23 protein-coding genes and 1 pseudogene are annotated in these 24,952 nt (G+C 41.9%); 20 read left to right on the plus strand and 4 right to left on the minus strand.

Annotated elements, in window-relative coordinates; all coding sequences use genetic code 11:
- Window positions 1-13 precede the first annotated feature (13 nt).
- Window positions 14-217: pseudogene (locus ACIGG7_RS02655) on the plus strand (YdbC family protein); the annotation flags it as partial.
- 863 nt (window positions 218-1,080) lie between these two features.
- Here ACIGG7_RS02655 and ACIGG7_RS02660 read toward each other — a convergent pair.
- Window positions 1,081-1,272 carry a hypothetical protein gene (locus ACIGG7_RS02660; protein WP_397548689.1) on the minus strand — a complete coding sequence of 64 codons (192 nt, stop codon included), beginning with the start codon at window positions 1,270-1,272 and terminating at the stop codon, window positions 1,081-1,083.
- A gap of 40 nt (window positions 1,273-1,312) precedes the next feature.
- Complete coding sequence (locus ACIGG7_RS02665) at window positions 1,313-1,597, minus strand: helix-turn-helix domain-containing protein (RefSeq protein ID WP_397548690.1); 285 nt, start codon at window positions 1,595-1,597, stop codon at window positions 1,313-1,315.
- A gap of 185 nt (window positions 1,598-1,782) precedes the next feature.
- Here ACIGG7_RS02665 and ACIGG7_RS02670 point away from each other — a divergent pair, with 185 nt between their 5' ends.
- From ACIGG7_RS02670 to ACIGG7_RS02680, 3 genes are all read left to right on the plus strand, one after another.
- A complete protein-coding gene (locus tag ACIGG7_RS02670; RefSeq protein ID WP_397548691.1) occupies window positions 1,783-2,106 on the plus strand; it encodes a phosphoribosyl-ATP pyrophosphohydrolase in 324 nt (107 codons plus the stop codon).
- Between the two features lie 4 nt (window positions 2,107-2,110).
- Window positions 2,111-4,543: a DEAD/DEAH box helicase family protein gene (locus ACIGG7_RS02675; RefSeq protein ID WP_397548692.1), complete on the plus strand. Its 2,433-nt coding sequence runs from the start codon at window positions 2,111-2,113 to the stop codon at window positions 4,541-4,543.
- 225 nt (window positions 4,544-4,768) lie between these two features.
- Entirely contained in the window at window positions 4,769-6,634 is a 1,866-nt protein-coding gene (locus ACIGG7_RS02680; protein ID WP_397548693.1) for a DNA/RNA helicase domain-containing protein, read from the plus strand.
- Between the two features lie 26 nt (window positions 6,635-6,660).
- Here the strand turns inward: ACIGG7_RS02680 and ACIGG7_RS02685 are convergent, their stop codons facing one another.
- Window positions 6,661-7,056: a (deoxy)nucleoside triphosphate pyrophosphohydrolase gene (locus ACIGG7_RS02685; RefSeq protein ID WP_397548694.1), complete on the minus strand. Its 396-nt coding sequence runs from the start codon at window positions 7,054-7,056 to the stop codon at window positions 6,661-6,663.
- Between the two features lie 130 nt (window positions 7,057-7,186).
- Between ACIGG7_RS02685 and ACIGG7_RS02690 the strand changes: the two genes are divergently transcribed.
- The 4 genes from ACIGG7_RS02690 (at window position 7,187) to ACIGG7_RS02705 (ending at window position 13,117) form a co-directional block, all read left to right on the plus strand.
- Window positions 7,187-8,014, plus strand: coding sequence for an HNH endonuclease (locus ACIGG7_RS02690; RefSeq protein ID WP_397548695.1), 828 nt, complete (start codon window positions 7,187-7,189; stop codon window positions 8,012-8,014).
- Window positions 8,015-8,657: 643 nt separating this feature from the next.
- Window positions 8,658-11,231: an AAA family ATPase gene (locus ACIGG7_RS02695; protein ID WP_397548696.1), complete on the plus strand. Its 2,574-nt coding sequence runs from the start codon at window positions 8,658-8,660 to the stop codon at window positions 11,229-11,231.
- Between the two features lies 1 nt (window position 11,232).
- Window positions 11,233-12,297, plus strand: a complete 1,065-nt coding sequence (locus ACIGG7_RS02700) for an McrC family protein (protein WP_397548697.1) — start codon at window positions 11,233-11,235, stop codon at window positions 12,295-12,297.
- A 196-nt stretch (window positions 12,298-12,493) separates the two neighbouring features.
- Window positions 12,494-13,117, plus strand: a complete 624-nt coding sequence (locus ACIGG7_RS02705) for a Crp/Fnr family transcriptional regulator (protein WP_397548698.1) — start codon at window positions 12,494-12,496, stop codon at window positions 13,115-13,117.
- Here ACIGG7_RS02705 and ACIGG7_RS02710 read toward each other — a convergent pair.
- Window positions 13,114-13,737: a Crp/Fnr family transcriptional regulator gene (locus tag ACIGG7_RS02710; protein ID WP_397548699.1), complete on the minus strand. Its 624-nt coding sequence runs from the start codon at window positions 13,735-13,737 to the stop codon at window positions 13,114-13,116. The two genes, ACIGG7_RS02705 and ACIGG7_RS02710, sit on opposite strands and share 4 nt — an antisense overlap.
- A 198-nt stretch (window positions 13,738-13,935) precedes the next feature.
- Between ACIGG7_RS02710 and ACIGG7_RS02715 the strand changes: the two genes are divergently transcribed.
- From ACIGG7_RS02715 to ACIGG7_RS02770, 12 genes are all read left to right on the plus strand, one after another.
- A complete protein-coding gene (locus ACIGG7_RS02715; RefSeq protein WP_397548700.1) occupies window positions 13,936-15,420 on the plus strand; it encodes a 4-hydroxyphenylacetate 3-hydroxylase family protein in 1,485 nt (494 codons plus the stop codon).
- Window positions 15,421-15,444: 24 nt separating this feature from the next.
- The gene (locus ACIGG7_RS02720; RefSeq protein ID WP_397548701.1) at window positions 15,445-16,008 is read left to right on the plus strand and encodes an FAD synthetase; all 564 of its coding nucleotides are present in this window, start codon (window positions 15,445-15,447) and stop codon (window positions 16,006-16,008) included.
- Between the two features lie 12 nt (window positions 16,009-16,020).
- On the plus strand, window positions 16,021-16,578 hold the full coding sequence (locus ACIGG7_RS02725) for an NADPH-dependent FMN reductase (protein ID WP_397548702.1): 558 nt from the start codon (window positions 16,021-16,023) through the stop codon (window positions 16,576-16,578).
- A 99-nt stretch (window positions 16,579-16,677) separates the two neighbouring features.
- Window positions 16,678-17,217 (plus strand): 3-hydroxyanthranilate 3,4-dioxygenase, encoded by a 540-nt coding sequence (locus ACIGG7_RS02730; protein WP_397548703.1) that lies wholly within the window; start codon window positions 16,678-16,680, stop codon window positions 17,215-17,217.
- Window positions 17,202-18,212 (plus strand): amidohydrolase family protein, encoded by a 1,011-nt coding sequence (locus tag ACIGG7_RS02735; protein WP_397548704.1) that lies wholly within the window; start codon window positions 17,202-17,204, stop codon window positions 18,210-18,212. Before ACIGG7_RS02730 ends, ACIGG7_RS02735 begins: the two co-directional genes overlap by 16 nt.
- Window positions 18,213-18,216: 4 nt before the next feature.
- Window positions 18,217-18,696: a RidA family protein gene (locus ACIGG7_RS02740; protein ID WP_397548705.1), complete on the plus strand. Its 480-nt coding sequence runs from the start codon at window positions 18,217-18,219 to the stop codon at window positions 18,694-18,696.
- A complete protein-coding gene (locus ACIGG7_RS02745) occupies window positions 18,693-20,153 on the plus strand; it encodes an aldehyde dehydrogenase (RefSeq protein ID WP_397548706.1) in 1,461 nt (486 codons plus the stop codon). Before ACIGG7_RS02740 ends, ACIGG7_RS02745 begins: the two co-directional genes overlap by 4 nt.
- A 56-nt stretch (window positions 20,154-20,209) precedes the next feature.
- Window positions 20,210-20,989, plus strand: a complete 780-nt coding sequence (locus ACIGG7_RS02750; protein ID WP_397548707.1) for a 2-keto-4-pentenoate hydratase — start codon at window positions 20,210-20,212, stop codon at window positions 20,987-20,989.
- 13 nt (window positions 20,990-21,002) lie between these two features.
- The gene (locus tag ACIGG7_RS02755) at window positions 21,003-21,893 is read left to right on the plus strand and encodes an acetaldehyde dehydrogenase (acetylating) (protein WP_397548708.1); all 891 of its coding nucleotides are present in this window, start codon (window positions 21,003-21,005) and stop codon (window positions 21,891-21,893) included.
- 10 nt (window positions 21,894-21,903) lie between these two features.
- Window positions 21,904-22,932: a 4-hydroxy-2-oxovalerate aldolase gene (gene dmpG, locus ACIGG7_RS02760; protein ID WP_397548709.1), complete on the plus strand. Its 1,029-nt coding sequence runs from the start codon at window positions 21,904-21,906 to the stop codon at window positions 22,930-22,932.
- A 3-nt stretch (window positions 22,933-22,935) separates the two neighbouring features.
- The gene (locus ACIGG7_RS02765; RefSeq protein WP_397548710.1) at window positions 22,936-23,733 is read left to right on the plus strand and encodes a 2-keto-4-pentenoate hydratase; all 798 of its coding nucleotides are present in this window, start codon (window positions 22,936-22,938) and stop codon (window positions 23,731-23,733) included.
- Window positions 23,734-23,915: 182 nt separating this feature from the next.
- A complete protein-coding gene (locus ACIGG7_RS02770; RefSeq protein ID WP_397549083.1) occupies window positions 23,916-24,935 on the plus strand; it encodes a TRAP transporter substrate-binding protein in 1,020 nt (339 codons plus the stop codon).
- Window positions 24,936-24,952: the final 17 nt, after the last annotated feature.

Here is a 24,952-nt window from a genome sequence, read left to right on the forward strand (position 1 = left end):
GGAGGACTTCCAAATGGCCAACATCAAGTACACAATCCAAGAAGAAATCACAACCCTGTCTGTCAACAACAAAGGATGGAAAAAACAACTCAATCTTGTCAGTTGGAATGATACCAAACCGAAGTTTGATATTCGTACGTGGGATGAAACGCATTCTAAAATGGGTAAAGGGGTTACGCTTTCGGAAGATGAGATCAGAAAGTTGTATGAATCTCTCCAAGCCTATTTTGGGGAAGGTGTAGTGGTGGAAACTACACAGAAGCCAAATGTAGAAGAGCGATTTGACCAGTTGCAAATAAAGGCCCCTTTGTTTATTCAGGAGTTGAAAAATATTCTTTCTTATATGGAAGAACAGGGCCTTAGCAGTATGGAAAAGAGGGCTTTGCTTACGCAAAGTAGTGAGGCACCACAAATTATTACTGTTATAAATGAGGTTGAAAGTTTATCAACGATATATAAAGAGTTTTATAATGAATATTTAATACTTTTGGAAGAATTAAGTGGTGATAAATTATTAAAGTTTGTTGTATAATAATTCGTTTAACATAGGCTGTTACTATATAAAAATAAAGTAAGTATGACTCTATGCATTATAAATGAAATCATTTATCTAAAGGTATTCATTATTCAATGAAAGAAGCTATAAACTAGCCCCGTATTGGTGGATGGCTTGTAGCAATGTGTTCTTTGGAATTAATTATGGTGAACGGTATCACAAATAAGATTTATCAATCATTTTAAAGAAGGTTTTTGTGCCGGACGCAGCTACAAAGATATCTTGGCTAACTCCACAGTAGGCTGTTGTTGAATTCACATTGTTACTCCCATTAGGTTAAAATAGTCTATACAAGACTGTTTTATTAGGAAGAGCTAGCTAATGTTATTCAAGTTTGTGTTTACACTGGAACTGAAAAATCCAAAATCAAACATCCTCTATTGTCAATCTTTAAACGTTCCTTCCAGTTTATAAAGAAGTCCTATAAGTGCTGTGGATAAAGATTTGGGAGAAAATAAATACTTAAAAAGGTGACACAATGTGTGACACCCTTTTAAATGCATAATTAAGGTTAGCGATGGTATCTAAGGTAAAGAATCAATCTGTTTCTTAGCTTCCTTCAATGTCTTTTGTCTATTAAATCCCCTAAAAGCATAAGTCGTTGAGTTTTTATCTCGAATAAATACTTCTCCATAACCGTCCTTACAATTAAACCCCATAATGGTATAAAGGGTAGTATCTTTATCTTTAATAACGTAAAATTCTCTTTTTATCATGATACCTCCCTAGTTAAATAGAGAATAATATTATGAAAGCTTACCTTTTCTTAATTGTACGCTTTTTCACTTCTTCTTGAAAGTGAGGGTAAAGATCTTGGGTGGCTTTGGTCAACAAGTCAGATGGATTATTAAGGTTTAACGCAGAAGCTACATTGAAAAGTGTGACGATAGTAGTATTAACGTTTCCTCTTTCAATGTCTCCCATGTGGGTGTGATGAAGACCAGCTAATTCTGCCAATTCATCAATCGTTAAATTCTGAAGTTTTCGTTCTTTACGAATCTGCTTGCCAATAATGTCGTTTAATCCGTTATGTATATCCATCTCTCACTACCCACCTCTAACTCTATTATTCAAGGGGCAATCGAGAGTTTACACAGACTAAACACCACATTTTGAAATAAAGTATGGCGGAATAGTATTTTTTTAGTAGTGCATCTAAAGTATTTTCAATTGTGAACTAAATGTCGTGTTAAACTATTCTTATACATAAAATAGGAGGTAGCAGTATGCCAACGTACAACAAACTAGTCAGAGATAAAATTCCACAAATCATTGAGAACACAGGAAAGAAGTTTTCAACAGAAATCCTAAATGATCAGGACTACATAAAATACTTGAAAGAAAAAAGCTATGAGGAACTGGATGAGTATTGTGCAGCTGAATCGAGTGAAGAAGCAGTAGAGGAGCTTGCGGATCTGTTAGAGATTATTCAAGCTCTATCTAAGCATCATGGATCATCTATAGAAGAAGTTGAATCGGTACGTAAAGAGAAAGCGGAGAAGCGTGGTGGGTTTGAAGAAAAGATCTTTTTAATTGAGGTAGAGGATTGATTAGATGAGTTCAATTGAATTGATTACTTCTCGCTTAGGCGAGGAATTAAAAGACAGAATCCGTAAAGGGAAGACAGTTTACATCATTACGTCTTTTTCAATGAGATCTGGAGTTGAGTTATTGAAACCTGCTCTGCACTTTGCTGCCGAGCAGGGGGCAGACATTAAGATCCTAACTGGGGATTACCTTTACATCACCCAGCCGGAAGCATTAAAGGGTTTACTGTCTATCCATCCTTCTATAGAGATTCGTCTGTGGAAAAGTAAGGGAGTTAGCTTTCATCCAAAGGCGTATCTGGTTGAGACGGCAGTACATGATCATTTCTTCATTGGATCTTCCAATTTATCTGCTTCAGCTTTGGGGAAGGGTATTGAGTGGAATGTTTTAATCAATGATGAAAAAAAAATATTCGAGGAAGGATCAGAGGAGTTCATGAGGTTGTTTTATCATGAGCAAACCATCGCATTAAATGCTGAGAGCCTTCTAGAGTATGAGGTGTCTTATAGAGAATTCCATCGAAATCATGGGAATCTAGCAAAAGTATGGACGGAGCAGGAAGAGGTTAACATGATGCTTCCTGCTGAAAAGAAGGAGCATTCAGAGAATGTCGTTTTAGAGACTCCTGCACCTTACGGGGAGATTGTCCCGCGCTTTGCTCAGATTGAAGCTCTAGAGGAACTGGAGAAGACGTATGACGAAGGGTACCATAAAGCGTTGGTCGTTATGGCTACTGGATTAGGGAAAACGTATCTAGCTGCGTTCTTTGCAAAACGTTTTAAGAAAATTCTATTTGTTGCGCATCGAGAAGAGATTTTAAAGCAGGCAGAGCGATCGTTTAAGAATGTGCTCCCTGATCTAACCACAGGGATATATAATGGGACGACAAAAGATGGGGACGCGGATGCTGTTTTTGCCTCAATTTTCACACTGAGTATGCAAAAACATATTAAGCGTTTTAGTCCTGAAGATTTTGATCTCGTCATCATTGACGAGTTTCATCACGCAGCAGCCAACACGTATCAGAGGGTGCTGAACTATTTTAAACCGGAATTTCTACTAGGTATCACAGCCACGCCTGATCGCAATGATAACCGTGATATCTATGCCATCTGTGAAGGGAATCTGGCCTATCGGATCGATTTTCTCCAGGCGATTGGTCATGGCTGGCTGTCTCCATTCAATTATTATGGGGTCTATGATGAATCGGATTATTCTCAGCTAACCTGGCTAGGCTCGAGATACGATGAAGAAGAACTTCTTTCAGTGCAATTAAGAACAAGCTATGCTGAGAAGATTATCGAGGCGTGGGAATCTCACAAACAAGAGAGATCCCTGGTGTTCTGTTCATCCATTCGCCAAGCAGAATTTTTATCAGGGTATTTTAATGAAAGAAGATACCGCACGATTGCTCTTACTTCAAAGCCGAATGGTATGAGTCGGTCTGAAGTTATTAAAATGCTGGAAAACGGAACCCTTGATGCGATCTTTACGGTTGACTTGTTTAATGAAGGAGTAGATATTCCTTCTGTTGATACCCTACTATTCGTAAGGCCGACTGAGTCTTTGACTGTATTTACCCAACAAGTTGGTCGTGGTCTTCGTTTACACGAAAGCAAAGATCAGTGTGTCATCATCGATCTGATCGGAAACTACCGAAATGCTGATATTAAGATGTCTTTGTTTGATCAAGGAGAGAAGGCGAAGAAGGGGAAAACAAATGTCATTCCAACTACTCCAGCCAGTTGTACATTGAATTTAGAAACGAAAGTAGTAGATCTTCTTGCCGAGATGGCACGGAAAAAGCAGCCGAGAAGGGATGCTCTTAAGGATGCATACTACGAGCTTAAGTATGAGATGGGGAGACGACCTAGTTACTTGGAGCTACACTTGAATGGAAGAATAGGTGCGAAAGCTTATTATGATGAGTGGAAATCATATCATCGTTTTCTTTATGAAGTGGGAGAGTTGACTGAGTTAGAACAGGACGTATATTTACAGTATGAACCTTGGCTGAAGGATGTAGAAAAGACGAGTATGAGCAGAAGCTATAAAATGGTGCTATTAAAAGCAATGCTTGAAAGAGGACCGTCTGAGTGGTATATGCCTGTAACGCCAATTGAGGTTGCTCCATATTTCCATTCGTATTTAACTAGTGAGGAATATCGGAAGCGGATTGATTTCTCCGGGAAGTCTCATAAGCAGATGTGGGAGTATGATGAGAAGAAGGTTGCTGGATTGATTGCTAAGATGCCTATGACTAAGTGGAGTGAGAGTTCTGATGGGTTACTTAGGTTTGAAGGTGGACGTTTTGAGGTTCAGTTAGAGGTGCCTGAGAGATTTGAGCAGATTGTTTTTGAGTTTACTAGGGAGATTTGTGAGTATAGGTTGCATGCTTATTTTCAGAGGAAAGAGGATAGCCTGAGTAACATTCATTAAAGTTTCTCTATACATTTACTCATCAGTTATTATATCTTTTCGTTTTTCACGGAACAATGGGTATGTCCATAATATGCTATAAATATAGCGTATTATGGACATACCTTTTTTTGTAACCAATATTTCTAAAGTATCTTGAAATAAATAAAATAACTTCTGGAAATGGGTTTCCAGCTACCTTACAATATATGTAGATAAAACTAAAAGTTTAAAGGAGGGAATTTGTTGTTAGATAACTACGGTTGGAAAGGCACAATAGGTGAACTCTTTATTATGGGAGAAGAGAGATTAGTCTATATTTTGGAATCATTTTTAGTAGATCACGGCTTCCCAGTTAATAAAGGACATAGAGATTCATGGGTAGATACATATCAATTTTTATATAATGCTTTATCACCTTGTATAGAGGACTTAAAAGATTTATATATTATCTTCGAGTATATGTTGCCTTTAGAAAAAGGGCGCAGGCCAGACGTTCTATTAATGTTAGAAGGCCGAATAATTATTTTAGAGTTTAAGGGAAAGAATGAAGTATTACTAGAAGATATTGAGCAGACTATAGGTTATAGAGAAGATTTAACAAAATTTCACCATATTACATATGAAAAAAATATTAATATAGATGGATATCTAGTTGTAACAGGTTTAAGCAACATACAGAATGGTGTGAGAGGAATTAGAGTTCTATCACAGGATAACTTTCTTCATTTATTACAACTCGGCCATTCTTTTCTAAATGAAGAAGATGTCTTGGAGTGGTTAGCTTCCCCTTATGTTCCTTTACCAACCGTAATTAATGCAACATTAGATCTTTTTCAGTATGGAGAACTTCCTCATATTAAAAATATAGAAGATGGAGCTATTAGTAAGACTGTTACTTATATAAAGAAGAACATTTACCAAAATGACATTGAAGGAAAAAAGAACATTATTTTTATTTCCGGAGTGCCCGGGGCGGGTAAGACGTTGGTAGCTTTAAAAACTTTATATGATTTCAATTCCTATCAATATAGGGATTTTAAAAATCCTTTAGGAGCTATTTACTTATCAGGTAATGGACCTTTAGTAAATGTTCTACAAGAACAACTTCAAAGCACTCAGTTTAATGGGAGTGTTGGAAAATCATTTATTAAAGGGGTATATGCTTTTAAACAGGAATATCTGAACAACCAAAAATACCCTCCATTTCATTGTGTGTTTTTTGATGAAGCACAGAGAGCATGGGACCAGAATAAGATGGGTGGGCAACTAAGTGAACCTGAGGGTCTCCTTCATGTTGGAGAAAAGATATATCAAAAGCATGGGTCAGTAACCATCGTATGCTTCATTGGAGATGGGCAAACCATTCATATTGGTGAAGAACAAGGAATGAGCTTGTGGGAGAACGCACTAAATAACTATTCTGGCTGGCGTGTTTATATACCTCAAAATTATAAAAACAGTTTCCAAAACGTACATCACCGAACGGTTAATGAATTATTTTTGGACACGAGTATAAGAAGTAACTTTATTGATACGAGTAACTGGATAGAAGCTATTTTAGATTTGAATTTAACAAAAGCTAAAAGTGAATTGGGAAAGGTGCAAGAAAAAGGATATATCCTTAGAGTTTCCCGGACATATGAGGCAAGTAAACGATTCATTGAGAGTAAAAAGAGTGAATACCAGGAAATAATGTATGGATTATTGGTCTCTTCAAAAGCAGAACAAGCACAGGTAAGTATGTTTACAGAAAATCCTTCATTCTCAAGCTATATGAAAGATACAGAGGCAGGAAAATGGTTTTTAAGAGAAAGTAGAGAGTGGAAAATTGGTGCAACAGAATTTGTATGCCAAGGACTAGAATTAGATTTTCCCCTTGTATGTTTTGGTGGAGATTATTCTGTGCAAAGAGGTCAATGGATAATCGAACCGAAAGTCTATCGTAAGCATAGCCACAAATTTAAAGATTTTGAGGTCATTATGCAAAATATTTATAGAATCCTATTATCAAGAGCGAGAAGAGGGATGGTGCTGTACATCCCTTCTGATCCGTCTTTTGATGATACTTATAAGTTTTTTATTCAGATGGGTGCCGATGAAATCAATTAATCAGGTAGTCTTCCTTTTAAGGAAGGCTATTTTTCTTTTATTAATTGTTCTACTGCAGGTATGTCAGCAGGAGCCCATTTTAATGAATTGAGGTTTGCTCTCTTTAACCATATTAACTTTGAGTGTTCAGAAGGGTTGGGAGTTCCTTCAACAATTTTAGCTCTAATGGAAATTAGATGAATGAAGAATGAAGCGTATTCATGAGTATTTTGATTAAATATATCTCCAGTTTCAATTTTACAATCAAGCTCTTCTAAGATTTCTCTCTCTAAGGCTGAATAGATATCTTCACTATTTTCAACCTTTCCACCAGGAAACTCCCATAAGTTTGGGATAGACATTTCAGGAGATCTAAGCGCACAAAGAATCTCATCCTCTTTATTATCAATAATTGCTGCGACGACTTTTATTGTTTTTTTCATCTTAACCTCCATAGTTATAACTCATATTTTACATTTCAATAATTCAACTGCATTATACAACTTTTTCCTTGTTTGATAAAATGATGCTATTATTTAATAGAATTATATAAAGACTTAGGGAGTGTCTAGTATGAGCTTTAACCACGGATTATCGCCTAGTGAAGTTTTGTCACATAGAGAGTTAATTGATACTTTCGGAGTATCTACTTCTGGAGGTATGAGAAAGTCTAATAGAAATAACCTATTAGTACTAATTTCAGATCACACAAGTCTATATAACGACAGGTGGATCGATGATACGTTGTTTTATACGGGGATGGGCCAGGTAGGAGACCAGGGGTTAAATTCGGCCCAAAATAAAACGCTGAATCATTCGAATTCAACAGATGTAACAGTGTACCTATTCGAGGTTTTCCAACCAAATAATTATATTTATAGAGGAGAAGTTTTTCTAGCGAATGAACCATTCCAGGAAACACAACCTGATAGAGATGGTAATGAGCGATTAGTATGGATCTTTCCTTTGAAATTAAAAGAGGGTAATCCGATACCTATTGTCCATGCGGAGGAAATGGAATCAATCGACGAAGCTAAAGAAAGATTGGTAAAAAGAATTTCGAATAAAGTACTAGAAGATAAAGCAAAGTACGCTCCGCAGCAACCAGGCACAAGAAATACAATGACCAAAACATACGAAAGAAACGCATATGTGTCGGAATTGGCAAAGAGAAGAGCAAAAGGTAATTGTCAACTATGCGAGCAGCCAGCCCCATTCATTAAACCCAATGGAGCCCCATTTTTAGAAACACACCATATTGAATGGTTGGCTAATGGTGGTACAGATTCAATAGATAACACAGTTGCACTTTGTGCTAATTGCCATAGGAAGATGCATTCGTTAAATCTAGAAGAAGATGTGAGAAAGCTTAAAATGAAAGTCAAAGTAGAAAGGAGATAACAAGTTGAATTTAGGTAAAACCATACAAATTTATATGCCTGATGGATCCCCCACCAGTATAAATTGCTGAAGTCACTACAAGAATTGTGCAACTTATCTTAATCCCACGAAATAAACTTGCAGAGATGAGTCAAAGAGAAGATGGGAAAAGTGTAGGGGTTTATTTTTTATTTGGCAAATCAGATACTGATGTGAAACCTAGCGTCTACATAGGAGAAGTTGAAAATTGTTTCTGAACGTTTGAAGCAGCATAACAGAGATGTAAATTAAGATTTTTGGATTTTGCTGTTGTAGCTGTTTTAAAACAAGTAGTCTTACGAAATCCCATGTTAAATATCTAGAATCATTTTTCTCTAAAGAAGCAAAAATGATCGGTCGTTATCAATTAGAGAATGTAAATATTCCTACTCAATCTTCTCTACCTGAACCAATGGTGACTATAACTAATTAAGTAGATTTATTTGAGCTCTGTTCGTGCGCTGCGGTTATAGATGAATAAAATCATATATGTTAAGAACCCTTTAACATTTTTTGTTAGGGTTCTATTTTATATTAAATCAAGACAGGTTTTATTCTAAACTATCTACTGGTAAAATCAGGTTTGTAACCTACTAAACTAACAAAAATCAAAGGGGTGCCTACCATGATCAATCAAGAACTTCAACGTAAACTTCTAAAAGATTCTTACATAGATATTTCCTTCAAACGTTATCTGCAATTTAAATCCAATTCCCTTTATGATGAGTCATATAAAAAAGAGATCCTATCCAGTTTAAACACTTTTATGGGAGAACAGGATATCACTGAATACACGGTAGTGGATATTACAAGAAAGCTGCAGAAGGAAAATCCGACTGCTGGCAGCTTTGTTCACTGGAGCAATACGGCTGATTTGGCGAAGTATGCAGAGGAGAGGCCGCATGAAGTCGCTGATCTATTAAATGAATTGATTTATTCTACTGTTCCGTTGGAGGAAAGGATTGAAGTTTTCAGGGAGAAGGGGAAGGAATTCAATCCTAGTATATCGTTGGGGGCTCCTTTATTCGGATATATCCTGGCGGCAATCGACTACACTAAATATTCATTGTATAAGCAGGAAGTCTTCATGGATTTAAAGCGGTCTTACGGTATTGATTTGAAACTTTCGAGTGTTGGCTCAAATTATCAGACCTACTTACAATTGTGTGAGGTTGCCCTGGCTTATTTAAAGGAGAGCTACGTGGATCTGACGATGCTTGATATCCAAGATTTCTTCTTTTGCAGTACTCAATATGATCAAATCAAGGTGGAAAGTGCAGTAGATTATTTATATGGTATTGCGACTGAACTGCATAGCTACAAGTTGGAGCCTCAGAAGTTGCTGGACACTCTCTCCACGTTTGATTCGGAGAGTCTCCAAAATCTGAAAGGCCAGTACAAAAACTCTCAGAAGGTCAACTTGATCAAGTCCAAGGTTATCGATGGGATAATCGAGTTTGGTTCTGTGACGATCGAAGAGCTTGAAGAGATCAAGAATAAAGTGAAGGTAAAATACGAAACGAATATCCTGAATTCATGGAATAATTTCACGATCTTATTTCAGCTATACTATGCCGATAAGAAAGTAAAGGTACAGGAGGAACAGAGGAAGATTCATGAGGCGTTAAGAAAGATGAAGGAATTCCAGGAGTTCGATTTGGATGAAGTTAAGATATTGAACGGATTTAACTGGAATCAAAATTTTGGATGCTCGGAGTGCTGGCTGGCGGTATATGAGAAAGGGCATATCAGTCATAAGACGGCTCCGCAGTTGTTTGTTTCAGTGGATGAAAATGGCATTCGATATGGCTTACTCTTTGGGTCTGAACACCAGAGGAGTGGAGATGGAGATTTTGATAGGGAGAGGAATATCGATTCTTTTACCTACGACAAGCTTCACGAGAAAATGGTGAATATATTGACTTTATTTAAAGAAGTGAACAGGGAAGGTTTTCAAGTGAAAGAGGAAAACGTGGATATTCAGTACTATTACGAAGATAACCTTAGTATTGAAATGTGGCTGGAACTTCTACAAAATGAAGCGGTATTTATGAAAAGTGATTTAGTATATCTGCAAAAAATGAATGAGTTAGGTGGAGGTGCTACGCCTACTCAGTTGGCAGCAGCTCTTGGAAGACATTATTCCTCTTTCAATACCCCGGTCGTTCAATTAGCAAAACGAGTTATGGAATCTACAGGAATCAGTACCGTTAAGAATGAAGATGGGTCAAATTGTTACTGGTGCGTCCTGTTTAATGGCAAATATGAAGAGAATGGCCACTTTAAATGGATTTTAAAACCAAATTTAAAAGAGGCTCTTTCATCAATACCTGTAGAAACTGAAGAAATCTTTCAACCCTACTCAAAAGAAGACTTCCTTGAAGAAGTATTCATCGATGAAGACCAATACAACAAAATCACCAGTCTTCTACGGTACAAGAAAAACATCATCCTGCAGGGTCCTCCGGGAGTAGGGAAGACCTTTGTGTCCAAGCGTTTAGCCTACTCACTTATGGGAGTGAAGGATTCTTCCCGGATTGAAATGGTTCAGTTCCACCAGAATTATGCTTATGAAGATTTTGTGATGGGGTTTAGACCGGATAAGCATGGCTTTTCCCTTCAGTATGGGGTTTTCTATGATTTCTGCCAGCGGGCATTGGAGAATCCGGGTGAGGATTATTATTTCATTATCGATGAAATCAACCGTGGGAATCTGTCCAAAGTGTTCGGAGAGCTATTTATGCTCATTGAGCGTGACAAGCGGGATGAGTATGTCACGATGGGCTATTCGAAGAAAAAGTTTACAGTGCCCTCCAATGTGTATTTGATCGGTACGATGAATACGGCCGACCGTTCCCTCGCACAGCTGGAAGTTGCCCTTCGCCGTCGGTTTGCCTTTATTGCGCTTGAACCTGCTTTTAATGAAAAGTGGTATAAAGCAGTTCAGAAGACAGGAGTATCGGGAGCCATGATGCAGCGAATCACGAATACCGTCACAAAAATCAATGATGAGATTGTGAAAGATTTTCAACTTGGTGCAGGGTATGCAATTGGTCATTCCTTCTTTGCAGGAAAGCCTGAGGAGATGGATGAAGAAGCTTGGTATCAAGGGGTCCTCATGTTTGAAATCCAACCCCTATTGGAAGAATACTTTTTTGACCGGCCGGAGACTGTCACCTCACTAGTAGAAGGTTTGTAAGATGGACCAGATGTTCAAAGTACCAATCCGCAATCTGTTCTGCCTTCTAAGCTATGTCAATGACATGCCGGAGCTGATTGAGAGTCTGAACGATGTCGATGAAGATCTGATTACGTATGACTTCATCGTCAATCAATTCATTAAGGAAGTGGAATGGCTTCACCGGCGGGGGTTCGTAAAGGATTATGTGGAGAAGCAGGAAGGGACCAACCGGCTGGCTGGCCGGATACTTATCAATGAATCCATTCCTTATCTCGTCGGGAGAAAGCCGGTACTTGTTTGTGAAAAGGATGAGTATTCACCCGATATTCTGCTCAACCAAGTGATGAAGTCTACGTTGCAGTCAATCTGTTTGAATCGATATGTGAAAAAAGAGACGCGGAAGAAGAGTTTCATGCAATTGGATTATCTTCATGAGGTCGGGGAGATCCAACTGACGAAAAAGGTTTTTTCCCAGATTTATTTTGGAAGACATAATGTGCATTACAAGCGGATGATTCACCTCGCTAAGATGTTATTCGAGCTTAGCTTGTTGTCTCACAAACAAGGGAAGTGGAGCTTATTTTCCGCGGAACTAGATGAAAAAGCCTTGAATGGCATCTTTGAAAAGTTTCTGTTTCATTTTTACCGAATTGAACAGAAGGCTTATCGAGTGTCGTCGGAAGTATTAAGGTGGAGGCTTGAAGGAAACACGTCCTTCCTGCCTCAGATGAAAACGGATGTTTCTCTTACCCATCAAAATGGTGTGGAGAAAATCATCATCGACGCTAAATTTTATAAGAATGCGTTTCAAGAGAATTTCGGGAAGTCTACTTTTCACAGCGATAACATGTATCAGCTGTTTACCTATTTGATGCACCAGAAGAAAGGGCTCCAACTAAGGGGGATATTGATTTATCCGACGAATGGAAGAGTTATTGATGAGAAGTATCAGTGGAGTCAGAATGTCTGGATGGAAGTGATGACGGTGGATTTGGAAGGTTCTTGGAAAGAGATTCACAGAAGGTTGATGGCAGTAGTTTATCCTGAGTACACGGGTGAGCGGAGTGAGAAGCTTCTGAAGTGAAAGTAAAACACGGCATTCGGTCCCGGATGCTGTGTTTTTTTGAGGCCGATGAAGCTAAGTTACCTGTCCCTGTGGTTCTCCCATAGTTTCAGACTTTGCAAAGTCGACAAATAGTCGTCCAGTATATTTCAATAAATGTTATAATTATCTAAATAATAAAAATTTTAAAACTGCATGTATAGAGGAAGGTGATTGTGTGGACTACCTCCGTCACCAATGGGAGCCGTATTTGTCATACGGGCAGGTATTCGAGTTTAGGAAGAATAAAGTGGTCTATCATCAAGGGCAGGCGGGTCAGGGAATCTATTATTTGAAGAAGGGTGAAATAAAGATTACGCTCTTGTCCGACAAAGGGGATGAGCGTATTATCAATATGGTTCCCCCGGGGATGTTGTTTGGGGAGCACGGGATTCATGGGGAGCCATATTTGACAAGCGGGATAACGAACTGCCCATCAACGATTTACTATTTTTCCAACGATGCGATTGATGCAATTTGCAAGGATCATCCAGAGGCAGCTGCCATCTATACAGGTTCATTGATTTACAAATTCAGGACCCTGGCTGAAATCATCGCTCACCTGGATAGTCCCATTGAGCAGCAGATGGCTTTCTATTTACTAAAGCTTATTCAGGAAAACGGAAATGCTTCGATGAACCAGACGGCATTTTCAAAATACATTGGCACGTCCCGAATTACCGTGAACAAAATCATTCAGAAATGGAAACAGAAGGGGTACATCGAGCTTCAAAAACGAAAAATCGTCGTAAAAGATTTTCCTGAAATCAGGATGATTGCCAATAAATTCTATAAAGATTAACCAACCAGGTTTCTAAGGAAATCTGGTTTTTTTATGTAGTATTTTCGCTTGTCTACCTCAATGATCCCTGCTTCCTGCCATTGTTTTAGAACTTTATAGACGGTGATTCTAGTCAGGCCTGTACAGCAGGCGAGATCTTGCTGTGAGATTGGAATCTCATAATTTTTAAATTCATCACAGATATTGTGGAGCAAAGCAGCAAGCTTTTGCTCTGATGTAAGCGCATTCATATTTATGCGATCTAAGAGGATTTTCATTTTATGGATGACGCTTTTGGAAAAGAGTTTGAAGAGTACCGGGTGGGCAATCATAAGTTTTCGAAATTCGTCTGCTGAGAAATGATAGACGACTGAATTCTTTACGGCAATCGCGGTTGTGAAATGAGTGTTCTGGTCAAGTGACTGGACTCCTAATAGCTGGTTGGGTATGACGATGTTAAGCATATTTTCTTTGCCAGCGGCTGTTTTGGTAACAATCCGGACCAGGCCTTCATGTAAATAATAAAATCCTTCTCCGAGATTGCCCTGCTGGTAAATGCATTCTTTTTTTCTGATAAATTGGCGTGTCCCGTATTTTAAATAACCCTCCCAATGAAAAGTTTCTTCGTAAACTGTGGCCATACCATTACCTCCCCAAAAAGTGAAGATGATTTCTAAGATAAGCATAGGGGAAACAACGCTGAATTTCTATAAGTATTTGGATAATTTTGATTTTTCCAAAACTATTTCAGGGAAAACGTTAAATAGGCTACAGTTAGGATGAAAAATTAGTATTAAAATCAGTATGAATTTTCAAATAATATTTTCAGGAGGGTGTATATGGGAATTAGGACTGGAGCTCAATATATCGAAGCGGTTAAAGCACGCAAACCTGAAGTTTGGCTTTCAGGTAAAAAGGTTGAGAATGTGTTTGAGGAACCGGTTTTCAAGCAGCCGATACTTGAAATCGCCAAGCTGTTTGACATGCAGCATGATCCTGAATTCCAGGATAAGATCACTCATGTATGTGAGGAAACGGGAGAGCGGGTGAATAATTCCTTCCTTGTGCCGAAAAGCTACGATGACTTAGTGAAGCGTCGCAACGTTTTCGAAGCATATGCCAAGGCAACCTTTGGATTGATGGGAAGAACTCCGGATTTCTTGAACGTCGTGGTCACATCCATGTACTACAATTCTTGGTTCTTTGAAAAATACAACAAAAACTGGGCAGATAATGTCCGCAACTATTATAAATACCTCCGTGACAACGACATATTCCTGACTCATGCCATTATCAACCCGCAAAATGACCGCAGTAAAACGTCACATGAACAGAAGGATACGTATACCCATCTTGGTGCAGTGAAGGAAACTCCGGATGGCCTGGTTGTCAGGGGAGCAAAGATGCTTGCGACCCTTGCACCGGTGACAGATGAAGTGATCATTTACTCATTCCCTGGATTTGCCCCAGGTGATGAAAAGTATGCACTGGCTTTTGCGATTCCGATTGATACCCCGGGGCTGCGAATCATCTGCCGCGAGCCGATGCAGGATGGAACACGTTCGTTCTTTGATCATCCCCTCGCTTCACGGTTCGAAGAGATGGATGCCTTGCTGGTGTTTGATGATGTGGTCGTTCCTTGGGACCGTATTTTCTTATATAACAATGTCGAAGCAGCCAACAAGCTGTATCCAATGACAGGCGCTGGTCAGCAGCCGGCACATCAATCAGGGGTCAGGGGTCTTGTGAAATTGGAATTCGCAACGCAAGTGGCCATGAAGGTGGCGGATACGATTGGCGTCGATGGATACTTGAATGTTCAGGAACAGCTTGGAGAGCTTGCCCAGTCACTTGAGTCGATCAGAGCGCTGTTAAAAGTGGCTGAATACGAGCATACGATGACCGAGCATGGAGAAGCAATGCCGGATTACGTCGCACTTGAAACCATCCGTGGCTTGCTGCCTACCATGTATCCCCGGGCAATCGAAGTCATCCAGATTATCGGTGCAGGCGGTTTGCTCATGTCCCCGACGGGAGCTGATTTTGAACATACAGCATTAAGAGATTCAATCGACAATTACTATGTAGGACGTGAAGGCATCTCTTCTTTAGAGAGGGTAAGCATTTTCAAGCTTGCATGGGATCTGTGCGGTGAGGCATTCGGTCAGCGTTTGCTTCAATACGAGCGCTATTATACAGGTGATCCGATTCGTAAGAGGGGGATTTTCTATAACAACTATAAACGCCAGACCCCACTAACAATGGTTGATGAAGCGTTGAAGGGCGGTCTTTTGGATAATAAGGAAGCGCTTACAAATTCATGAGCATTCTCAGGAGGTGATGGCTGGATGGAAGCACATGTTTATTCTTCGTTGGCACTGCCACGATCGGTGGTTGCCATTGGCGCTTTTGACGGTGTCCATCGGGGGCATCAAGCCGTCATCCGCCAGTCCGTACAGAGAAGCAGGAAGCTCGGGGTTCCGAGTGTCGTGTATACATTCGACCCGCCGCCCCGTGTGTTTTTTCAAGGAGCAAGGATGCTGACCCTCGTGGAGGAAAAGTTGGATAAAATCGGAAAACTCGGTACCCGGCATGCAGTGGTTGCCCGATTTGATGAAGTGTATGCAGAGAGAAGTGCATACGAATTTATCGTATGTTTGGCGAAGCTTAACCCGGTGGAGATCATTGTTGGCGGGGATTTCCGCTTTGGCAAAGATAGATTGGGAGATGTAAAACTTCTTGAAAACTATTTTAACGTACGCGTAACAAAACCGGTATTCTGCCCTCAAGGCAGCGTGATCTCTTCATCCAGGATCCGCCAGCTGATTTCAGATGGGGAGCTCAACCTCTCGAAAGCATTGCTAGGTTGGGAGACAGGAGTTCATGCGAAGAATCATATTTTACAAGAGTAGGAGGCGGTACGAATGAAATTGCTGGGGATATCAGGCACCATCATCGGAGCAAAGACAGGGATTGTGGTCCGTAAAGTGCTTGAAGAAGTGACAAAGAAGTACCCTGATATCGAGGTGGAAATGCTCGATATGATGGATTATAACGTTGAGTTCTGTGATGGCCGTCCTGCTGAAAACTATTCTGACGATACCAGGGCTGTGATTGAAAAAGTATCTTCTGCCGATTTTTATGTGATTGGGACACCTATTTTCCAAGGCTCGATTCCAGGGGTATTGAAGAACCTATTTGATTTGATCCACCCGGCTGCCTTTAGGAATAAGGTGATGGGGTTTGTCGCAAATGGTGGAACGTATCAGCATTTTCTCGTAATCGAAAACCAGTTGAAGCCCATTGCTGGTTATTTCCGGGCCTTCGTTGCACCTTGCCATGTATACGCAACCTTCGATCATTTCAACCTGGAAAACCAAATCGTAGATGAGGATTTGTTGAATCGGATTTCCATTCTCGCAGATGAAGTGGTCCATATGCAAAGGTCATTAAAAGGAAGTCCGGTCGAGATGGCAGACTGATTGTACTAGCAGAGATATGAGATGAATGGTAGTAAAAGCTGGTAATGCCAAGAAGAATCTTTAACTGATTTTACAAGAATCGAAGGGAGACGAAGAAATATGAAAAGTCAATTTGTACCGATTAATCTAATGCAATTTATTGAGGAAAATAGAGATCAGCTCAAGCCGCCGGTCAACAATAAGGTGATCTGGAAGGATGCTGAGCTGATGGTCATGCTTCTAGGAGGACCGAACAAAAGACGCGATTTCCACGTTGATCCGTCCGAAGAGGTTTTCTATCAAATTCAGGGCAGTTGTTATGTAGAGGTGATCAATGCAGAAGGAAAGCGTGAAGTAGTGGAGGTAAAGGAAGGTGAAATGTTTCTTCTTCCAGCGAACGTTCCGCATTCTCCGCACCGAGTGGAGAACACGATCGGACTTGTGATCGAACGCAACCGTGCACAAGGTGAACTTGAGGACTTTGTTTGGTTCTGTGATGAGTGCGACCATGAAATGCACCGTGCCACGATTCAATTGACTAATATTGAAAAGCAGGTAAAGGAAGCCATCGCAAGCTTTAACGGAAACGAGGAACTTCGCAAGTGCGACAATTGTGGATACATGATGCCTCCGGAAGCGAGTGAATGGACATGCGAGTAGACTTCCATACCCATATCATTCCTGAGGATTTCAGCGAGCTGACGAAGCGTTTCGGCGGCGACAAATGGCCGAAGCTGGAGCGTACTTGTGCATGCGGTGCAAACATCATGATTGCCGGGAAAGTGTTCCGTGAAGTGACAGACCAGGTGTGGAACGCTGAGAAGAGAATGAAGGATATGGAGAGGGAAGGGGTCGATATGCAAGTTCTTTCTCCCATTCCTGTAACGTTCTCATACTGGGCACCAGCTGAAGAAGCAGAAATTTTGGCTCGTGTTCAAAATGATTTTATCGCTGACTTGGTAAACCAGTACCCGACTAAGTTCATTGGACTGGGTGCTGTGCCGATGCAGAATGTTGATGTGGCAATCCGGGAAATGGACCGTTGCAAGCATGAATTAGGCATGAGCGGCATAGAGATTGGCACAAATATAAACGGTATGAACCTTGATGATCCTGGTTTAATTGAGTTTTTTGAGATGGCTGAAAAATGGGATGTTCCATTGTTTATCCACCCATGGGAAACACTTGGCAAGGAGCGGATGCCTCGTCACAACCTCATGTATACAGTAGGGATGCCGAGTGAAACGGCTCTGGCTGGGGGGAGTTTGATTCTTGGCGGAATCATGGATAAATTCCCCAAGCTGAAAATCTGCCTGGCTCATGGCGGCGGCTCGCTGCCCTATTTGCTGCCTCGTCTTGACCAAGGGTGGAAAGTCTGGCCGCACCTGCGTCTTCTGGATAAGCCACCCAGCCATTACGCAAAACAGTTTTACTATGATTCCCTTGTAAATGAACCAGTGAACCTGAACTACTTAGTACAGAATTTCGGCCATGAACGCATCATCATGGGCTCTGATTATCCATTCCTGTTAAGAGAGGTCCCGCCGGGTAAGGTCGTTGATGAAACGGTTGGATTGTCAAAGGAACAAACGGAAGCAATACTTGGTAAAAATGCGCTTCGGTTCTTGAATATACCAGTCAAAGTGGGGAGTTGATTTGATGAAACAGGTAAAGGTGACACCTGAAGAACGCTTGAAGGAACTTGGCCTGAACTTGCCGGCTCCTCGCCCTGCAGCAGGGAACTATGTAAGCTGTGTAAGGACCGGCAATCTGATATTCACATCCGGCCAGGGAACGAATGAATACCGGGGACGACTTGGGGAGGATGTTTCGGTTGAAATCGGCTATGATGCAGCGAAACAATGCATGCTGAACCTTTTGACCGTTCTCAAGCAGGAACTGGGTGAGTTAAGCAAAGTGAAGCGGGTTGTAAAAGTGCTTGGTTTCGTGAACAGCACCCCTGACTTTACTGATCAGCCGAAGGTCTTGAATGGCGCCTCGGATCTGCTCGTGCAGGTGTTTGGGGAGTGCGGGAAGCATGGCCGTTCTGCTGTAGGCATGGCGCAGCTGCCCCTTAACAATGCCGTCGAGGTTGAAATGATTGTTGAAGTCGAGGATGAGGAGGGTGATTTAGGATGAAACTGACTCAACCACAAAAAGTAAAAGATGCCAAACTCTTTATTGATGGTGAATACCGTGATGCGATGTCGTGTGAAACCTTTGATACGATTGATCCTTCGACCAATCGAAAGCTCGCTTCGGTTGCTAAAGCTGGTGTTGAGGATGCTAAACTCGCGATTGATGCAGCACAAAAGACGTTCGAAAGTGGTGTTTGGAGCAAGATGCCGGTTGCTGAAAGGTCAAAGATATTGTGCAGAATGTCTGACCTGGTCATGGAAAAGGTGGATGAATTGGCACTGGTTGAAACCCTCGATGTAGGGAAGCCGATTAAGGAGAGCCGGGGGTTTGATATTCCCCGGGCAGCTGCGAATTTGCGCTTCTTTGCTGAAATGGCTAACTACATAAACCATGAGCATTATGACCAGGCACGATACATGTCTTATTCAAAATATGCTCCCGCTGGTGTGACAAGCCTGATCATTCCATGGAATCTCCCATTCATGCAAATGACATGGAAGGCATCGGCGGCAATGGCTGCAGGCAATACAGTGGTAGTAAAGCCAGCTTCTTATACTCCATTAAGCGCAGTGATGCTCGGGGAAATTGCCAATGAGGCAGGGCTGCCGCCAGGGGTGTTGAATATTATCACGGGTCCTGGAGGGACAGTCGGAACAGAATTGACTAGAAATCCATCCGTAAGACGAATTTCATTTGTCGGTGATAGCACGACTGGCCGCACGGTGATGCAGAATGCCGCATCTCAGCTGATTCCGGTTTCTCTGGAGCTAGGCGGAAAGTCCGCGAATATCGTGTTCGAAGATGCTGATTTGGACGAAGCGGTTGCCGGGTCGATTGAAGCCATTTTCAGAAATCAGGGTGAGATTTGTCTGGCGGGATCACGTCTGCTTGTCCAGGAAAGCATTTACGATCAATTTTTGGAGAAGTTCGTGGAAGCAGCACGTGCCATCAAAGTCGGTAATCCACTTGATGAGGATACAGATATGGGTGCTCTTGTTTCAAAGGGACATCTCGAGACAGTTGATGGATATGTGCAAGTCGGTCTGCAAGAAGGTGCAAAGCTGGCAACTGGCGGAAAGACTATTACCTCCCTTGGAGAAGGCAATTTCTATGAACCTACTGTTCTGTATGATGTAGACAATAAAATGCGTGTCGCCCAGGAAGAGATCTTCGGCCCTGTATTGACTGTCATTCCTTTTAAAACGGAAGAAGATGCCGTACAAATGGCCAATGATTCCATGTACGGTCTGGCTGGCGTCGTGTGGACAAATGATCTGCGCCGTGCCCATCGTGTAGCAGCTAATGTAAATACTGGCCTGCTGTGGATCAATTGCTGGTATTACCGCGACTTGCGCACACCGTTTGGCGGATCGAAAGCGAGCGGCATAGGACGTGAAGGCGGCAGGCACAGCTTCGAGTTTTATACCGAAGCAAAGACGATCACCATGAAGCTATAGAAGGAAGCGCATAGCATGATAGAAAATAATAAATGGTAGAAAAGGAGGGTGAATCGATGAATGCGTCGATCGAAAACATTGCTCATACGCTTTTAGAGGCGGAAAAAAGCAAAGAAGCGGTATCACCGTTAACTTCACAATTTACGAATCTTAATGTAACGGACGCCTACCACGTTCAGCTGGAGGTCATAAAGAGAAAGCTTAAAGGAGGCCGCACGGTCATTGGCAAAAAAGTTGGCCTGACCAGTGTCGCGATGCAAAGAATGCTTGGAGTGGATGAGCCTGATTATGGTCATTTGCTGGATGATATGAAAGTAGAAAATGGCGGAACAGTAAAGATGTCCAACTTCCTCATTCCTAAAATTGAGGCGGAAATCGGCTTTGTATTAAGCGAAGACTTAGAAGGTCCGAATGTTACTTTTCTGGATGTGTTGATGGCAACGGATTACGTGGTACCGACCCTTGAGATTATCGACAGCCGGATTGCTGATTGGAAAATCGGTCTTGTTGATACGGTTGCTGATAATGGATCATCGGCGATGGTTGTGGTTGGAGAGCAAATGACAGACATCACCGGAATCGACCTTCGCAGTATTGGGATGATTTTATCCAAGAATGGTGAAATGATTGCGACAGGTTCAGGTGCTGCTGCTCTTGGCCATCCGGCACATGCGATTGCCTGGCTGGCAAATAAGCTTCATGAATTCGGAATTACCCTTAAGGCTGGAGAACTGATTTTGCCGGGGGCACTTTCTGCGGCGATTACAGTAGCTGAAGGAGATACAGTTACAGCTCAATTCGGTCCGATCGGATCTGTGTCAGTCACTTTTGAATAGAGGAGTGGAAGAATTGGCAAAAATCAAAGCAGCAATCATTGGTTCTGGAAATATCGGAACTGATCTAATGTATAAACTTGAACGGAGTAAAGTCATCGAACTCAAGGCGATGATTGGAATCGATCCCGAGTCCGATGGTTTGAAGCGTGCGAAGGAACGGGGCTATCTTGCCTTCGATAATGGCATCCAGGCATTAAAGGATCATCCTGAAATCGCAGACATCGTGTTTGATGCTACATCTGCAAAGACCCATGTAAGACATGCTCAGGTACTCGCTGAATTGGGGAAGCTTGCCATTGATCTGACTCCGGCAGCTAGAGGCCCATTTGTCTCACCAGCCGTCAAAAATGAACATTACCTCGATGAAAAGAACGTCAATATGATTACTTGTGGAGGTCAGGCGACGATTCCAATTGTCCATGCGATTAACTCGGTCGCCGATGTAAGTTATGCGGAGATTGTAGCAACGATTTCGTCCAAGAGTGCAGGACCTGGCACGCGCGCAAACATTGATGAATTCACGATTACAACCCGCCGGGGAATTGAAGTAGTGGGCGGTGCCGACAAGGGGAAGGCCCTGATTATTCTCAATCCCGCAGAGCCCCCGATTTTGATGCGTGACACCATTTATTGTGAAGTGAAAAATATGGATGAAGGTGCGGTTACAAAATCGATTGAGCATATGGTCGAAACGGTGAAGCAATATGTTCCTGGATATCGCCTCAAACAGGATCCCTTATTTGATGGAAACAAAGTGACGGTTTTCATTGAGGTCGAAGGTGCGGGGGACTATTTCCCGGTGTATGCAGGAAACCTTGATATCATGACGGCTGCGGCGACCCGGGTTGCTGAGGATTTTGCGATCCATATACTTGATAAACAGAGTGTCAAATCGAAAGGCTAGGTGAATTTTTTTGAATCGCAAAAGTGATAAGCCTATCAAGATTACGGAAGTTTGCCTGCGTGACGGGAGCCATGTCATGCAGCATCAATATACAAAAGAACAGGTGCGACGTGTCACCCGCGAACTTGATGATGCAGGAATGCACTTCATTGAAGTGAGCCATGGCGATGGAATAGGAGGCTCGACGCTGCAGTATGGAAAGTCCCTCGTTGATGAGATGGAACTGATCGAAGCAGCTGTCGATGAATGTAAAAACTCAAAGGTCGCTGTGCTTCTTATACCTGGAATCGGTACAGTACATGAGCTAAAGCAGGCACATCAGCTAGGGGCCGGTCTGGTCCGGGTAGCCACACATGTGACAGAAGCTGACGTTTCGGCCCAGCATATCAGTATGGCGCGGGAGCTTGGAATGGAGACACTTGGATTTCTGATGATGGCCCATATGGCTCCGACTGAAAAATTGGTCGAGCAGGCGATACTGATGGAAAGCTATGGAGCTCAGGCAGTATATGTGACTGATTCTGCAGGAGCCCTTTTGCCCCATGAAGTAAAAGAGAGAATCGCAGCACTAAGAGAGACATTGTCTATTGAAGTAGGTTTCCATGCTCATAATAATCTCTCATTGGCCGTTTCAAATACACTGGCTGCTATTGAAGAAGGTGCTACGAGAATCGATGGAAGTGTCAGGTGTCTGGGTGCCGGTGCGGGGAACGCTCAAACTGAAGTTTTATTGTCCGTATTGGACCGAATGGGTATGGACGTAGGGATCGATATTTATAAAATGATGGATTTGGCTGAAAATACGGTTGGGCCAATGATTCCAAGGCCTCAGGAAATTAACAGAGGCAGCCTGGTTTTGGGATATGCCGGGGTGTATTCCAGCTTCCTGCTGCATGCTGAACGGGCCGGCCAGAGATTTGGTATTGATTCAAGAGATATTTTAATAGAGTTAGGCAAAAGGAAAGTTGTAGGCGGCCAGGAGGATATGATCCTTGATGTTGCTGCCGAATTGGCAAAAGCACGAAAGCTGGAGGTGTAAAGGATGGCGATTACAAAGGGAGTCGACCTGGAAATCGTAGAATACTTATATTCCGCAGAAAAAGAATGTCGTGAAGTGGTAAAAGTAACCGACCGTTATCCGGAATTGAGTTTTGATGATGCTTATTTAATCCAAGAAAAATTGATCGAGAGACGCGAGAAGGAAGGCGCTAGAAAAATCGGATTGAAACTGGGTTTGACGAGCAAGGCAAAACAGCAAATGATGGGGGTCCATGAAGCAATTTATGGATACTTGACCGATGACATGCTCGCATTGGAGTGGGAACCCCTCGATTTTAACGATTTTATCCACCCGAAAGCAGAGCCAGAGATTGCTTTTTTTATCGAAGAGGATTTGGAAGGGACAAATGTTACGGCTGAGGATGTACTGAGAGTGACTAAATTTGTCGCTCCGGCAATTGAAATTATCGACAGCCGCTATTTAAACTTTAAGTTCACTCTGGCTGATGTCATCGCAGATAACTGTTCTTCCTCAAAATTCCTCATCGGCAGCAAGTGGATGTCTCCAAAGGATCTGGACTTGGGGCAGCTCGGAATGGTGATGTCGAAAAACGGAGAGGTTCTCCAAACCGGGTCGAGTGCAGCGGTACTGGGGCATCCGGCAACTTCGGTTGCATGGGCAGTCAACAAGCTTGGTGAAGTTGGTAAGGGAATTAAAAAGGGAGACGTCATACTGAGTGGGGCCGTTTCCGAAGCGATCAGCTTCGAACCTAATGATACGATTTTGGTCCAATTCGCAGAGCTTGGCAGTGTCACTTTTTCTTGCAAATCCAGCACTTAGTTCCTGTGACTAAGTGTCTGTCTCTATATTTTAGAATATTCAAAATATATAGATGAATTTCTTTTTCTATGTTAAGTACTTTACACATTGTGTAGGAGAAAGTGACTATAATCACAGGTAGAGACAGCTTTGGGAAATTTTACGGAAGCGTTTTCAAAAAGGAGATAAAAGGGGTGCAAGAAATGATGGGTTTAAGGAAACTAGGGCTGACATTCGTAACTTTTTTGCTGGTGCTGACGGCTGCTGCCTGCGGCAATGACACCGATGCAAAGCCTGCATCTGGATCTGAATCTGGTGAGAAGTATACATTCAAGCTGGCACACATTACCCCAACAGATCATATGTGGCATAAGGCTGCAGAGAAATTCAAAGAAGAATTGGATAAGCGTTCCGATGGAAGAATGCAACTTGAGATTTATCCAGCGAGCCAGCTTGGTACAGAAGCAGATATGGTACAGCAAATTTCTTCAGGTTCTGTAGACTTCGGATTCATAACGGCTGCCTATATGAGCTCTCGTGCTCCTGCATTTACGGCATGGTTCGCTCCATATGCTTTTAAAGATTTGGAAGCTGCGAATGCTGCACGTGATTCAGAAGTCGCGAAGAAGATTCTTGCAACACTGGATGACCAGGGACTACAAGGTTTGGATTACCTTTTTGCAGGGAACCGGGTCATGCTGTTCAAGGATAAGGAAGTCAAGAAGCCTGAAGACTTGAAGGGTCTTTCCTTCCGTGTAACACCTAGCCCGCCGCTTCAGGATTTTTACAAATCAATGGGAGCTTCACCTGAATCATTACCTTTGCCCGAAGTATACGCTGCCACCCAGACTGGTGTCATCGATGGGATGGATATGGACCTGGACGCTTCCATCACCAATAAATACTATGAAGTTGCCAAGTATGGGGCGGTGACGAATCACATGGTATGGCCGGCAGTTGCCATGATGAACAAAGAAGAATATGAAAAAATGTCTGATAGTGATAAAAAGATTATTGATGAATCCATTAAGGCTGCTGCAGAGTATGCAGTAAAAACCCGTTCCGGACAAGAAGAGGAATTCAAAAAGACTCTTAGTGATGCAGGGATGAAAATCTATGAAATTGACCAAACGTTATTCGATCCTTATATCAAGCAATTCGATGAAAAGTATGGACCAACTGATCCACTGATTCAGGAATTCATCGATACATTCCGCAAATAACCTAATGGAGGGAAATG

It is taken from the genome of Rossellomorea sp. NPDC077527, assembly GCF_044542955.1.
GTDB lineage: Bacteria > Bacillota > Bacilli > Bacillales > Bacillaceae_B > Rossellomorea > Rossellomorea aquimaris_E.

Excerpts from the sequence above, each read along its gene's own strand:
- ACIGG7_RS02770 (WP_397549083.1), top strand. The coding sequence starts at position 23,916 with ATGATGGGTTTAAGGAAACTAGGGCTGACATTCGTAACTTTTTTGCTG.
- ACIGG7_RS02670 (WP_397548691.1), top strand. The coding sequence starts at position 1,783 with ATGCCAACGTACAACAAACTAGTCAGAGATAAAATTCCACAAATCATT.
- ACIGG7_RS02725 (WP_397548702.1), top strand. The coding sequence starts at position 16,021 with ATGAAATTGCTGGGGATATCAGGCACCATCATCGGAGCAAAGACAGGG.
- ACIGG7_RS02685 (WP_397548694.1), bottom strand. The coding sequence starts at position 7,056 with ATGAAAAAAACAATAAAAGTCGTCGCAGCAATTATTGATAATAAAGAG.
- ACIGG7_RS02695 (WP_397548696.1), top strand. The coding sequence starts at position 8,658 with ATGATCAATCAAGAACTTCAACGTAAACTTCTAAAAGATTCTTACATA.
- ACIGG7_RS02730 (WP_397548703.1), top strand. The coding sequence starts at position 16,678 with ATGAAAAGTCAATTTGTACCGATTAATCTAATGCAATTTATTGAGGAA.
- ACIGG7_RS02675 (WP_397548692.1), top strand. The coding sequence starts at position 2,111 with ATGAGTTCAATTGAATTGATTACTTCTCGCTTAGGCGAGGAATTAAAA.
- ACIGG7_RS02660 (WP_397548689.1), bottom strand. The coding sequence starts at position 1,272 with ATGATAAAAAGAGAATTTTACGTTATTAAAGATAAAGATACTACCCTT.
- ACIGG7_RS02715 (WP_397548700.1), top strand. The coding sequence starts at position 13,936 with ATGGGAATTAGGACTGGAGCTCAATATATCGAAGCGGTTAAAGCACGC.
- ACIGG7_RS02720 (WP_397548701.1), top strand. The coding sequence starts at position 15,445 with ATGGAAGCACATGTTTATTCTTCGTTGGCACTGCCACGATCGGTGGTT.
- ACIGG7_RS02735 (WP_397548704.1), top strand. The coding sequence starts at position 17,202 with ATGGACATGCGAGTAGACTTCCATACCCATATCATTCCTGAGGATTTC.
- ACIGG7_RS02690 (WP_397548695.1), top strand. The coding sequence starts at position 7,187 with ATGAGCTTTAACCACGGATTATCGCCTAGTGAAGTTTTGTCACATAGA.
- ACIGG7_RS02740 (WP_397548705.1), top strand. The coding sequence starts at position 18,217 with ATGAAACAGGTAAAGGTGACACCTGAAGAACGCTTGAAGGAACTTGGC.
- ACIGG7_RS02765 (WP_397548710.1), top strand. The coding sequence starts at position 22,936 with ATGGCGATTACAAAGGGAGTCGACCTGGAAATCGTAGAATACTTATAT.
- ACIGG7_RS02700 (WP_397548697.1), top strand. The coding sequence starts at position 11,233 with ATGGACCAGATGTTCAAAGTACCAATCCGCAATCTGTTCTGCCTTCTA.
- ACIGG7_RS02750 (WP_397548707.1), top strand. The coding sequence starts at position 20,210 with ATGAATGCGTCGATCGAAAACATTGCTCATACGCTTTTAGAGGCGGAA.
- ACIGG7_RS02665 (WP_397548690.1), bottom strand. The coding sequence starts at position 1,597 with ATGGATATACATAACGGATTAAACGACATTATTGGCAAGCAGATTCGT.
- ACIGG7_RS02710 (WP_397548699.1), bottom strand. The coding sequence starts at position 13,737 with ATGGCCACAGTTTACGAAGAAACTTTTCATTGGGAGGGTTATTTAAAA.
- ACIGG7_RS02745 (WP_397548706.1), top strand. The coding sequence starts at position 18,693 with ATGAAACTGACTCAACCACAAAAAGTAAAAGATGCCAAACTCTTTATT.